14 protein-coding genes are annotated in these 12,059 nt (G+C 65.4%); 8 read left to right on the forward strand and 6 right to left on the reverse strand.

Annotated elements, in window-relative coordinates; translation table 11 throughout:
- Window positions 1-9: 9 nt before the first annotated feature.
- The 8 genes from nifH to dqs_RS02745 all read left to right on the forward strand — a co-directional run bounded on the left by nifH (window position 10) and on the right by dqs_RS02745 (window position 7,637).
- Window positions 10-903, forward strand: a complete 894-nt coding sequence (gene nifH / locus dqs_RS02710) for a nitrogenase iron protein (protein WP_011764273.1) — start codon at window positions 10-12, stop codon at window positions 901-903.
- A 121-nt stretch (window positions 904-1,024) separates the two neighbouring features.
- On the forward strand, window positions 1,025-2,500 hold the full coding sequence (gene nifD / locus dqs_RS02715) for a nitrogenase molybdenum-iron protein alpha chain (RefSeq protein ID WP_011764274.1): 1,476 nt from the start codon (window positions 1,025-1,027) through the stop codon (window positions 2,498-2,500).
- A gap of 103 nt (window positions 2,501-2,603) precedes the next feature.
- Window positions 2,604-4,172, forward strand: a complete 1,569-nt coding sequence (nifK, locus tag dqs_RS02720; protein WP_011764275.1) for a nitrogenase molybdenum-iron protein subunit beta — start codon at window positions 2,604-2,606, stop codon at window positions 4,170-4,172.
- A 118-nt stretch (window positions 4,173-4,290) separates the two neighbouring features.
- The gene (gene nifT, locus dqs_RS02725) at window positions 4,291-4,503 is read left to right on the forward strand and encodes a putative nitrogen fixation protein NifT (protein WP_232502212.1); all 213 of its coding nucleotides are present in this window, start codon (window positions 4,291-4,293) and stop codon (window positions 4,501-4,503) included.
- Window positions 4,504-4,529: 26 nt separating this feature from the next.
- Entirely contained in the window at window positions 4,530-4,733 is a 204-nt protein-coding gene (locus dqs_RS02730) for a 4Fe-4S dicluster domain-containing protein (RefSeq protein ID WP_011764277.1), read from the forward strand.
- An 82-nt stretch (window positions 4,734-4,815) separates the two neighbouring features.
- Complete coding sequence (locus tag dqs_RS02735) at window positions 4,816-5,538, forward strand: dinitrogenase iron-molybdenum cofactor biosynthesis protein (protein ID WP_065339584.1); 723 nt, start codon at window positions 4,816-4,818, stop codon at window positions 5,536-5,538.
- The gene (locus dqs_RS02740) at window positions 5,535-5,807 is read left to right on the forward strand and encodes a DUF6129 family protein (RefSeq protein WP_011764279.1); all 273 of its coding nucleotides are present in this window, start codon (window positions 5,535-5,537) and stop codon (window positions 5,805-5,807) included. Before dqs_RS02735 ends, dqs_RS02740 begins: the two co-directional genes overlap by 4 nt.
- A 198-nt stretch (window positions 5,808-6,005) precedes the next feature.
- Window positions 6,006-7,637: a methyl-accepting chemotaxis protein gene (locus dqs_RS02745; protein ID WP_011764280.1), complete on the forward strand. Its 1,632-nt coding sequence runs from the start codon at window positions 6,006-6,008 to the stop codon at window positions 7,635-7,637.
- 84 nt (window positions 7,638-7,721) lie between these two features.
- On the opposite strand, the gene nifM is transcribed toward dqs_RS02745, so the two are convergent.
- Genes nifM through nifV form a run of 6 tightly spaced genes read right to left on the reverse strand, consistent with a single transcriptional unit; the run spans window position 7,722 to window position 12,012 of the window.
- Window positions 7,722-8,579: a nitrogen fixation protein NifM gene (gene nifM, locus dqs_RS02750; RefSeq protein ID WP_011764281.1), complete on the reverse strand. Its 858-nt coding sequence runs from the start codon at window positions 8,577-8,579 to the stop codon at window positions 7,722-7,724.
- A complete protein-coding gene (locus tag dqs_RS02755) occupies window positions 8,576-9,067 on the reverse strand; it encodes a nitrogen fixation protein NifZ (RefSeq protein WP_011764282.1) in 492 nt (163 codons plus the stop codon). The genes nifM and dqs_RS02755 overlap by 4 nt, the downstream gene beginning before the upstream one ends.
- A gap of 20 nt (window positions 9,068-9,087) precedes the next feature.
- The gene (gene nifW / locus dqs_RS02760) at window positions 9,088-9,408 is read right to left on the reverse strand and encodes a nitrogenase-stabilizing/protective protein NifW (protein ID WP_011764283.1); all 321 of its coding nucleotides are present in this window, start codon (window positions 9,406-9,408) and stop codon (window positions 9,088-9,090) included.
- A 23-nt stretch (window positions 9,409-9,431) separates the two neighbouring features.
- Entirely contained in the window at window positions 9,432-9,971 is a 540-nt protein-coding gene (locus dqs_RS02765; RefSeq protein ID WP_011764284.1) for a hypothetical protein, read from the reverse strand.
- Window positions 9,971-10,819 (reverse strand): serine O-acetyltransferase, encoded by an 849-nt coding sequence (gene cysE / locus dqs_RS02770; RefSeq protein WP_065339585.1) that lies wholly within the window; start codon window positions 10,817-10,819, stop codon window positions 9,971-9,973. Before cysE ends, dqs_RS02765 begins: the two co-directional genes overlap by 1 nt.
- A gap of 2 nt (window positions 10,820-10,821) precedes the next feature.
- Complete coding sequence (nifV, locus tag dqs_RS02775; RefSeq protein ID WP_011764286.1) at window positions 10,822-12,012, reverse strand: homocitrate synthase; 1,191 nt, start codon at window positions 12,010-12,012, stop codon at window positions 10,822-10,824.
- Between the last annotated feature and the right edge of the window lie 47 nt (window positions 12,013-12,059).

Below are 12,059 nucleotides of genomic sequence, written 5' to 3' on the forward strand. Positions count from 1 at the left end.
AGTTTCAACATGGCAAAGCTGCGTCAATGCGCCATTTATGGCAAGGGCGGTATCGGCAAGTCGACCACCACCCAGAACCTGGTTGCGGCCCTGGCCGAAGCCGGCAAGAAGGTCATGATCGTCGGTTGCGACCCGAAGGCTGACTCCACCCGTCTGATCCTCCACAGCAAGGCCCAGACCACCGTGATGCACCTGGCCGCTGAAGCCGGCTCGGTTGAAGACCTCGAACTCGACGACGTCCTGTCGGTCGGCTTCGGTGGCGTGAAGTGCGTCGAGTCCGGCGGTCCGGAACCCGGCGTCGGCTGCGCCGGCCGTGGCGTTATCACCGCCATCAACTTCCTGGAAGAAGAAGGCGCCTACGACGACGAACTCGACTTCGTGTTCTACGACGTGCTGGGCGACGTGGTGTGTGGTGGCTTCGCGATGCCGATTCGCGAAAACAAGGCCCAGGAAATCTACATCGTCTGCTCGGGCGAAATGATGGCCATGTACGCCGCCAACAACATCGCCAAGGGCATCGTGAAGTACGCCAACTCCGGTGGCGTGCGCCTCGGCGGCCTGATCTGCAACAGCCGCAACACCGACCGCGAAGACGAACTGATCGAAGCGCTGGCCGCCGCCATGGGCACCCAGATGATCCACTTCGTGCCGCGTGACAACGCCGTGCAGCACGCTGAAATCCGCCGCATGACCGTCATCGAGTACGACCCGACCCACAAGCAGGCCGACCAGTACCGTCAGCTCGCCCAGAAGGTGCTGAACAACAAGATGCTCGTCATCCCGACCCCGATCGAGATGGAACAGCTCGAAGCCCTGCTGATGGAATTCGGCATCATGGAACAGGAAGACGAGTCCATCGTCGGCCAGACCGCTGCCGAGCTTGCCGCCGGCGCCGCTGCCTAAGTCAGCCTCGTTCGAGCAAGTCTCTACCGAGTGCATCCGGCCGCGGTTCGCCGCGGCCGGACTTGAATCCCGTCTTGAGTGTCGTGCACAGATTGGTGCCGGCATGAAAAGGAGAAGCAAGATGTCGAACCTGACCCGTGAAGAAACCGACGCCCTCATCCAGGAGGTGCTGGAGGTTTATCCCGAGAAGGCCAAGAAGGATCGCGCCAAGCACCTGGCGGTCAACGATCAGAGCATCACCCAGTCGAAGAAGTGCATCACCTCCAACCGCAAGTCCCTGCCGGGTGTCATGACCATCCGTGGTTGCGCCTACGCCGGTTCGCGCGGCGTGGTGTGGGGTCCGGTCAAGGACATGATCCACATCTCGCACGGCCCGGTTGGCTGTGGCCAATACTCCCGTGGCGGCCGCCGCAACTACTACGTCGGCACCACCGGCGTGAACACCTTCGCCGAAATGAACTTCACCTCCGACTTCCAGGAGAAGGACATCGTTTTCGGCGGTGACAAGAAGCTCGCCCAGGCCATGGCCGAAATCGAGCAGCTGTTCCCCCTGAACAAGGGTATCTCGGTCCAGTCCGAGTGCCCGATCGGCCTGATCGGCGACGACATCGAAGCCGTCTCCAAGAAGGCTGCCGCGCAGTACAACAAGGTTGTCGTGCCGGTCCGCTGCGAAGGCTTCCGTGGCGTGTCCCAGTCCCTGGGCCACCACATTGCCAACGACGCGATCCGTGACTACGTCCTGTCGAACCGCGACGGCAAGGAATTCGAAAGCACCCCGTACGACGTCACCATCATCGGCGACTACAACATCGGCGGCGACGCCTGGGCTTCCCGTATCTTCCTCGAAGAAATGGGCCTGCGCGTGATCGCCCAGTGGTCCGGTGACGGCACCATCGCCGAAATGGAGAACACCCCGAAGGCGAAGCTGAACCTCCTCCACTGCTACCGCTCGATGAACTACATCAGCCGTCACATGGAAGAGAAGTACGGGATTCCCTGGATGGAGTACAACTTCTTCGGCCCGACCAAGATCGAAGAATCGCTCCGCCGCATCGCCGCCTTCTTCGACGACTCGATCAAGGCCAAGTGCGAGGAAGTCATCGCCAAGTACAAGCCGATGATGCAAGCCGTCATCGACAAGTACAAGCCGCGCCTCCAGGGCAAGCGCGTCATGCTCTACATCGGTGGCCTGCGTCCGCGTCACGTCATCGGCGCGTACGAAGACCTCGGCATGGAAGTCGTGGGCACGGGTTATGAGTTCGCCCACAACGACGACTACGACCGCACCATCCAGGAAATGGGCAATGCGACCCTGCTGTACGACGACGTCACCGGCTTCGAGCTGGAAGAGTTCGTCAAGCGCATCAAGCCCGACCTCGTCGGTTCCGGCATCAAGGAAAAGTACATCTATCAAAAGATGGGCATTCCCTTCCGTCAGATGCACAGCTGGGACTACTCCGGTCCGTATCACGGTTATGACGGTTTCGCGATCTTCGCGCGCGACATGGACATGACCCTGAACAACCCGTGCTGGGGCAAGCAGACCCCGCCGTGGAAGAAGACCGAAGCGACCGAGGACGTGAAGGCTGCCGCCTGATCGACCTTCCGGATGGACCTGGTGCGCCGGGGTCGGCGCACCAGGTATCGAATGCACTCAAGCCCGTGTCCACAGATTGCTGGCCGGGTTAAGGAGCTGAAAAATGCAAGCCGTAGACGATATCAAGCCGTGTTACCCGCTGTTCCGTGACGACGACTACAAGGAAAACCTGAAGCGCAAGCAGGACCTGTACGAAGAGCGCGTTCCGGCCGACAAGATCGCCGAAACCTTCGAATGGACCACCTCGAAGGAATACCAGGAACTGAACTTCAAGCGCGAAGCGATCACCATCAACCCCGCCAAGGCCTGCCAGCCGCTGGGCGCGGTGCTGTGCTCGCTGGGCTTCAAGAACACGATGCCCTACGTGCATGGTTCGCAGGGTTGCGTGGCCTACTTCCGCACCTACTTCAACCGTCACTTCAAGGAGCCGGTGTCCTGCGTGTCCGACTCCATGACGGAAGATGCGGCGGTGTTCGGCGGCCAGAAGAACATGTTCGACGGCCTGGAAAACGCCAAGGCGATCTACAAGCCGGACATGATCGCGGTCTCCACCACCTGCATGGCCGAGGTGATCGGTGACGACTTGAACGCCTTCATCAACAACGCGAAGAAGGCCGGTCACGTTCCGCAGGAATACCCGGTTCCGTTCGCCCACACCCCGTCCTTCGTCGGCAGCCACACCACCGGCTGGGACAACATGTGGGAAGGCATCGCGCGCTTCTTCACGCTGAACAAGATGGAAGGCAAGGTTGTCGGCAGCAACGGCAAGCTGAACTTCGTGCCGGGCTTCGAAACCTACCTGGGCAACTACCGCGTCATCAAGCGCATGATGGGCCAGATGGGTGTCGACGCCACCGTGCTGTCCGATCCGAGCGAAGTGCTGGATACCCCGTCCGACGGCGAATTCCGCATGTACTCGGGCGGCACCACGATGGACGAGATGTCCGATGCGCCGAACGCGCTCAACACCATCGTGCTGCAGCCGTGGCAACTTGAGAAGTCCAAGAAGTTCGTGGAAACCGTGTGGAACCACGACGTGCCCAAGCTCAACATCCCGATGGGCCTGGACTGGACCGACGAGTTCCTGATGAAGGTCTCCGAGATCACCGGCAAGGCGATTCCGGAAGAGCTGGCGCTCGAGCGTGGCCGCCTGGTCGACATGATGCAGGACTCCCACACCTGGCTGCACGGCAAGAAGTTCGCCCTGTACGGCGACCCCGACTTCGTGCTCGGCCTGACCAAGATCCTGCTCGAACTCGGCGCGGAACCGATCCACATCCTGTCGAACAACGCCAACAAGCGTTGGGGCAAGGCGGTGCAGAAGGTGCTCGACGGCTACAAGCACGGCGCCAACTGCAAGGTGTATGTCGGCAACGACCTGTGGCACATGCGCTCGCTGTGCTTCACCGAGAAGCCGGACTTCCTGATCGGCAACTCGTACGGCAAGTACATCCAGCGTGACACGGTGTTCAAGGGCAAGGAATTCGAGGTTCCGCTGATCCGCCTCGGCTTCCCGATCTTCGACCGCCACCACCTGCACCGCATGACCACCCTGGGCTACGAAGGCGCGATGTATGTGCTGACCACCCTGGTGAACGCCGTCCTCGAGCGTCTGGACGACGAAACCCGCGGCATGGGTACCACCGACTACAACTACGACCTCGTTCGCTAATCAGCGATCACGGGACGGGCGCCTTCGCGGCACCCGTCCCGCTTTCACGTTTGCGAACCCTGCATGCGGGCGTCATCGTGTCCGCGCGCGTAATTGGAGATGAGTTGTGGCCAATATCATGATCCGCAAGACCGCCAGTGGTGGGCTTTCGTTCTACCTGCCCAAGCGCGACCTCGAGGATGACATCGTCTCCATCGAGTTCGACCAGCCCGACAAGTGGGGCGGTGCGCTCAAGCTGCTCAACGGCGGTGAGTACTACGTCGAGCCGCTCGAAGCGCCTCCCAAGCTGCCGATCACGGTGCGCGCCAAGCGTGTGGATGCGCCCGAATAAGGGCGCGTTTTCCAGGAGAAGGAATCATGGCTCTGAAGATTGTGCTGGACGAATGCACGTCCTGTGGTGACTGCAAGCCCGTCTGCCCGACCAAGTCGATCACCGACAAGGGCGGCATTTTCAAGATCAACAAGGACACCTGTACCGAGTGCGAGGGCGATTTCGACGAGCCCCAGTGCCTGGCGGTCTGTCCCGCTGGTGACGCCTGTATCGTGCCGCTCGCGGCCTGATGCGAAAAAGGAGCCGCGCGTGCGCGGCTCCCTGTTTTTTGTAGCCCGCGTATCCCACGCCCGAATTCCCATGAGGCTCGTCATGAATACCGCTAGCCCGACCGGAAGTCCCGTCACCCGGGAAGCCGCCCTGCGTATCGCGATGGCAGCACGCGCGCTGCCCGGTGTCGAGGTCGTCGCCTTCGTGCGCGCGCTCGGCGACCGCCTGGGGCTGCCTGTCACCGACGAAAAGCTCGCCCGCGTCACCGTCGAGGATCTGAAGGCCCTGCTGCAGGGCGACGAGATCGTCGATCCGGGAGTCGAGTCGTCGGCGCTCAAGGCCGCCGTGCGTTTTCTGTGGGGCGAAGGCCTCGATGACGGCCAACCCGCCCCCGATGCCGACGTGCCTGCCGCCGAGGGCGCGCTGAAGGTGGCGGTGGCCTCGAACACCGGCGAACTGCTCGACGGCCACTTTGGCTCCTGCGCGCGTTTCCTGGTTTATCAGGTCAGTGAGGAAGGCGTCTGGCTGATCGACGTGCGCTCCACCGAGGGCACCGACGACGCCGACGACCGCAATGTCGCGCGCGCCGCCTTGATCAACGATTGTCATCTCGCCTACATGCAATCGATCGGCGGCCCGGCCGCGGCCAAGATCGTGCGCGCCGGCATTCACCCGGTGAAGTTCCCGGTCGGCGGCGAAGCCCGCCAGGTGCTTGCACAGCTGCAGGGCACGCTGAAGCGCCCGCCGCCGTGGCTGGCCAAGGTGCTGGGCCGTGAAGCGCCCAGCCTCGCGCAGTTCACTTCCGACGAGGAGGCCGAAGCATGATCAACGATGAACTGCTGGGCACCGTCGCCGGGCTGGTGAAGGAGCAGGGCGCCAGCGAGCAGCTGGTCAGCGCGCTGCGGGTGCGCTGGCCCAACCTGCGCTTCACCTATTGTTCCGACGACGACATGCCGCCGCGTCTGTCGCCGGCGCTCGCCGGCGAGGGCTTCAATCTCTACCTGATCGCCAACGGCGACCATTGCCTCGCACTGACAAAGGATCCCGCGGTTGCGATCGGCGTCGTGGTTGCCGAGGTCATGGCCGACGAATAAGCGCGATTTCGCCTTTTCCAGGGCCGCCGTCCTTCAGGACTGCGGCCTTTTTGATGCTTGCCGTTTCGCTGTACACGGCGGGTTCGGGATGCTGGCGGAGTTGGATTTCGCTAACTAAAGTCAGATCAGCGCCAGCCGTAGACGAGAGCAAGTTTAGGGCGCATCCTGCGGCCCCGCGAAGTGCTCGGAGTTCCCATCATGCTCAACAGCCTCAGGTTGAGGACGCGCATCGGCCTGCTTGTCGCCGCCGCCCTTGTCGGTCTGATCATCACCAATCTGTTCGCCGCGATGGCGGTCAAGCGCGACCTGCTCGAAGGGCGGCAACTCCAGCTTGTCTCGGTCATGCACGCGGCCAAGCGCGTCGTGGTGCAGTTCCATGACCAGGCCGCCAAGGGCATGATCACCGAAGATGAAGCCAAGGAGCGCGCTGCCGCGATGCTTGCCGGATTGCGCTACGGCGGGGCGGATGGCATGGCCGAATATTTCTTCATTTGGGATATGGAGGGGCGCTCGGTGATGCACCCGTTCCGGCCTGAATGGAAGGGGCAGAGCAAGCTCGATTTGCTCGATGGCGACGGGCGGCCGCTGGTCAGGCGGACTCTCGAGGCGGCCGCTGGCAGTGGCTTTGTCGACGTCAGCTTTCCGCGGCCGGGTGGTACCGTGCCGGTGCCGAAACTGTTGCATGCCTCGAGCTACGCCCCGTGGGGCTGGGTGATCGGGACCGGCGCCTATATCGACGACGTGGACGCCCAGGTAGGGTCCCGTCTGCTGACTGATTTGTCCTTCGGCGCGCTGGTGATCGCGATCATGATCGTGATCGCGGTGTTGGTGGGCCGTTCCATCCTCAAGCAGATCGGCGGCGAGCCGGCCGAGGCGCTGGGGCTGATGGAGCGCGCGGCGGGCGGCGACCTCACGGTGGAGCTGCGCGGCGCGCCCAAGGGCAGCCTGCTGGATGGACTGGGCCGCATGCTGCAGTCGATCCGCGACATGGTGAGCCAGATCTCGGGCGGCGCCGCGCAGCTCAAGGGCAATGCCGACAACATCGTGCATGCGTCGCAGCAGGTGGCCGAGGCGGCGCACCGCCAGGCCGATGCGACGTCGTCGATGGCGGCGGCGATCGAGCAGATGACGGTGTCGATCAACCACATCTCCGACAGCGCCCGCGACACGGAAAGCAATTCCTCCAGCGCCGCGGCGCTGGCCGAAGGCGGCGAGGCCAAGGTCACCCATGCCACCGAGGAGATGCAGCGCATCGCCGGCTCGGTGGCCGAGGCCGCGCAGAAGATCCGCACGCTGGAAAGCCGCGCCGGCGAGATTTCGTCGATCGCCAACGTCATCAAGGAGATCGCGGCCCAGACCAACCTGCTGGCGCTCAACGCGGCGATCGAGGCCGCCCGCGCCGGCGAGCAGGGCCGCGGCTTTGCGGTGGTGGCCGACGAGGTGCGCGGGCTGGCCGAACGGACCGCGGCGGCCACGGTGCAGATCGAGCAGATGATCGGCGCGATCCAGTCCGAAACCGCGACCGCGGTGGCGGCGATGGATCACACGCTGCCGCAGGTGGCGCGCGGCGTCGATCTTGCCCAGGAGGCCGCCCAGTCCTTGCGCGAGATTCGTGGGGGCGCCGGCATGACGCTGTCGCGCATCCGCGACGTCGCGCTGGCGACGCGTGAACAGAGCACCGCAAGCAACGCAATCGCGCAGCAGGTCGAGAGCATCGCGCAGATGGTGGAGGAAACCAGCGCCTCGATGCAGCAGACCGCGAGTTCCGCACGCGAGCTGGAGCGGATCGCCGAAGCGCTGCACGCGATGGTGGGACGTTTCCGCCACTGACGGCGGAACCCGGCGCGGCGCGGCGCAAAAAACAAAGGGAGGCGCTCCTAGCGGAGGCCTCCCTTGTCGTTTGCGGCGCGTGCGTCAGTTGGTCGCCACCGCCTCCGCCGTGGTGCGCTTGAGCAGTTCGGTCAGCCAGCGGCGCGCATCCTTGCGGCCGCGCTCGGCGGTGAGCTGCTGGCGCAGCGATTCCGACACCTCGGCGAAGCTCAGCACCCGTTCGGGCTGGATCGCGTCGCAGCGCAGCAGATGAAAGCCGATCTCCGACTCGACGACGCCGGACAACTGGCCCGCCTTCATCTCGAACAGCACCGCGTCGAGTTCCGGATACAGCGTGCCGCGCGGCAGTTCGCCGAGCAGGCCGCCGTTGAGCGCGGTGGGGCACTCGGAGTGCTTCATCGCCTGTTCCTCGAAACGCTCCGGCTTGTTGTTGAGGCGCTTGCAGATTTCGTGGATGCGGCGGCTGGCGACCTCGCGGCGGTTATCCGGATAGGCGTCGTTGATCGTCACCAGGATGTGGCGCACGGTGCGGCGTTCCGGCGCGCGGAAGCGGTCGACATGGGCGTAGTAGAAGATCTCCGCCTCGGTTTCATCGACCGACCCGGCGCGGGCGCCGACGCGCTCCATCACTGCTTCCACCAGCAGGTCGCGCTGCAGTGCCGCGGTGAGGCCGGGCAGGTCCAGCCCCGCCGCCTCCAGCTCGAGCGCGAAGGCGCCTTCGTCCTCGTAGCGGCCGCGGATTTCGCCCACGGCCTTGTCCACCGCGCCCTCGGCGAGGCACACGCCCTGCGCTTCGCTGCTCGCCAGCACCACCGATTCGATCTCGGTGTAGCGCCGCGCCACCGCCTTCACGCGCGCGTTCTCGGCGTCGTCGAGCGCGCCCGGGCTTTTGCTGAACAGCGCCAGCGCGGCCTTGAGTTCGTAATACACCTGCGCGCTCATGATTCTTCCGCCTCGGTCGGGGCCGCCACGGTTTCGGGCACTGCAGTGCCCGGCGGCAGCGCTTCGAGCGAGGCCTCCGGGATACAGAGAAACTTGGTCGGGAAGGAGACGTGGTAATGCACCCCGCCCGGCATGTCGCGCAGCACCTTGATGATCTCGCCGATGGTGCCCTTGGGCACCACCACCTCGCCATCGATCGCGAAGCTGCGGGTGGCGACGACCTTCTCGCGCGACTCGAAGCGGCTCGGATTCCACTCGTCGTCGGCGCCGATCAGCTCTTCCTGGCGACAGCCGATGATGCGGTCGATGTCGAGGAAGTGCACCGTGTAGATGATCTGGTCCTGCAGGAAGGTGCCGATCTCGATCACCGTGCCAATGCTGCCGCGGCGTACCAGCAGGTCGCCGACGTCCTTGCCGGGGAAGGTGCCGTCGTCGCGCACGTTGCGCGTGACGCGGACGCGGTCGCCGTAATCGAATTCGGGTTTCATCGTCTGCTCCTTGATGCAACCTAGCGCTGGATGGAATCCAGCGACACGAAGGCTTCGCCGGCGGCCTTCTTGAACACCGCGAACACCTTTTCCTGCACGGAATTGGAGACCACGAAGTCGTTGTAGGCGCGTTCGAGGAAGCTGCGGTAGTGGGCGCGCACCGCGGCCTCGTCGCTGCCTTCGGCGGCCGGGTTGTGCGAGATGTAGTCGTGGAAGCGCTGCAGGATGTGCAGGCGGTTCACATGCACCACGCTCTGTTCGAAGGGCACCTCGAAAAACTGCAGGAAGTCCTCGGCGGAGGACAGTTCTTCCATTGCTTCTTCCAGGGTCAGCTCGTCCATGTGTGTTCTCCGGGTGAGGGTGTTCAGAGGATGGATTCGGTTTCCAGCTCGTCTTCGTCGTCGGACGTGCCGTTCTGGCGCGCGTGGGCGATGTCGAGCAGCACCTTGCCGCCCATGCGGTCGGCTTCGTCGATCTCGACCAGCGTCTGCAGCAGCGCGATCGCGGCGGGGATCTCGTCCAGGCGCATCTTCACGTAGGCCGCGGCCTTGATCGACGACAGGTAGAAGCGGGTCAGCGTCATCGATACCCGCGCGGCAGCGGCGACGAGTTCCACCGTGAGCCCGGCGCCATCGGCCGGCAGGCCCAGCTGCGCGCCGGAGACGCCGATCGCATGCCACACCACGTCCTGCGCCTCGACGATGCGGTGCTGGTAGAAGTAGTAGCGGTAGCGCGCGACCAGCACCACCAGGTGGTCGGGGGCGAGTGCGGCGGCGCGCGCGAGCAGCGCTTCCGCTTCCGGCTGGCCGTAGTGTCGGCCGGCTTCCTCGATCAGGTCGTGCACGCCTTCAGGCAGCGGGTCTTCGAAATACAGCGGCTGCGGGTCGAAATGAAGCAGGTCCATCAGCGGGCCTCCTGGGCTTCGGGCTGACAGGCGCATTCCGGACAGGCGGCGTCGGTGTTGGCCTGGCAATCGAGCGGGTTGGCGTTGATCAGCGGGAACACGGTCTGCACCGGCTTGGGCGGCGCGCTCGCCGCCGCCAGCGCGGCCTTGCCTTCGGCCTGCAGCGTGGCCAGCTCGCTCTCCAGCATCTTGATGCGGTCGAGCAGGCAGTTGAGCGTGTGGCCGACGGGGTCGGGCATCACGTGGTGGTCCAGGTTCAGCTCGTCGGTCGCCGACAGGATGGGCGATTCGCGCTTGACCACCTTGGCCGGGATGCCGACCACGGTGCGGTCAGCCGGCACGTTCTTCACCACCACCGAGTTGGCACCCACGCGCACGCGGCTGCCGATGGTGATGGCGCCGAGGATCTTGGCGCCGGCGCCGACCACCACGTGGTCACCCAGGGTGGGATGGCGCTTGCCCGGGTTCCAGGTGGTGCCGCCGAGCGTGACGCCGTGGTACAGCGTGACGTCATCGCCGATCTCGGCGGTTTCGCCGACCACCACGCCGGCGCCGTGGTCGATGAAGAAGCGGCGGCCGATCTGGGCGCCGGGGTGGATGTCCACATTGGTGAACACCCGCGCCAGGAAGCTCACCAGCCGCGCCGGGTAGCGCCAGCCGCGGCGCCACAGCGCGTGGGCGATGCGGTGGGACATCACCGCATGCACGCCGGGGTAGGTGGTCAGGACTTCCCACACGGTGCGGGCGGCCGGGTCGCGGCCGAACACGCAACGCACGTCTTCGCGCAGCAGCGCGAACAGGCCGGGGCCGCGGACGGGGTTGGTCATGCTCATCGATTCGGTCTTCATGGTCAGGCTCCCGCAGCGGTGTCGAGCAGGTCGTGCAGCAGGTCGTCGCACTGCGCGCTGCCGGCTTCCAGCTCTTCCCAGAACGCGAGCAGGTCTTCGCGCTGCGGGGTGCGCTTGGTGCGCGAGGTGAACTCGCGGATACGGGCCAGCAGGCAGGCGGTGCGGGCGGCGTCGAGTTCGATGCCCAGCCCGGCGTAGGCGGCGGCGACGCCGCGGCCGCCCGAGTGCTTGCCGAGCAGCATGCGGTGGCTGCGGCCGAGCAGCGCGGGGTCGATGCCTTGGTAGTTGGCCGGGTCCTTCAGCAGGCCATCCACGTGGATGCCGGCTTCGTGGGTGAATACGCCTTCGCCGACCACGCTCTTGTGCCAGCCCACCGGGCGGCCGGAGGCGCGCGCGACTGCTTCGGAGGTGTCGAGCAGGCGGGTGAAGTCGATGATCTCGCCCATGCCGTGGAACTGGCGCAGGCCAAGCGCGACTTCTTCCAGCGCCGCGTTGCCGGCGCGTTCGCCGAGGCCGTTCACCGTGGTGTTCACATGGCTGGCGCCGGCGCGCACCGCGGCCAGGGTGTTGGCGGTGGCCAGCCCGAGGTCGTCATGCGCGTGCATTTCGATTTCCAGCTTTGAAGCGGCGCGCAGCGCGCGGATCGCCTCGAAGGTGGCGAAGGGGTCGAGGATGCCCAGCGTGTCGGCGAAGCGGAAGCGACGCGCGCCGGCGGCTTCGGCGGCCTGGATGACCTCCGCGAGGAAGGCCGGGTCGGCGCGCGAGGCGTCCTCGCCGCCGACGCCGACATCGAAGCCCGCCTCACGCGCCACCGGCACCCAGCGCGCGATCCGCGCCAGCACCTCGTCACGGGTGGCGCCGAGCTTGTGGCGGATCTGCTGGTCGGAGACCGGCACCGACAGTTCCAGCATCTGCACCGGCAGGCTGCGACAGGCGTCGATGTCGGCGCTGGTGAGGCGGCCCCAGACGATCAGGCGGGTGTCGTGGCCGCCGTCGGCGAGCGTGTCGGCGATCGCGCGGATGTCGCCGCACTCTTCGCTGCCCATCGCCGGGATGCCGATCTCCAGCTCCGGCACGCCGATCTCGGCGAGGATGCGGGCGATGCCGCACTTCTCCGCGCGGGTGAAGGCGACGCCGGCCGATTGCTCGCCGTCGCGCAGGGTGGTGTCGTCGATGGTGACTGGTGCAGACATGCTCGTGGCCTGGGCTGGTGTCGTTCGCGTCGGGTGGAGGCGGCGGG

The organism is Azoarcus olearius (assembly GCF_001682385.1).
Classification (GTDB): domain Bacteria; phylum Pseudomonadota; class Gammaproteobacteria; order Burkholderiales; family Rhodocyclaceae; genus Azoarcus; species Azoarcus olearius.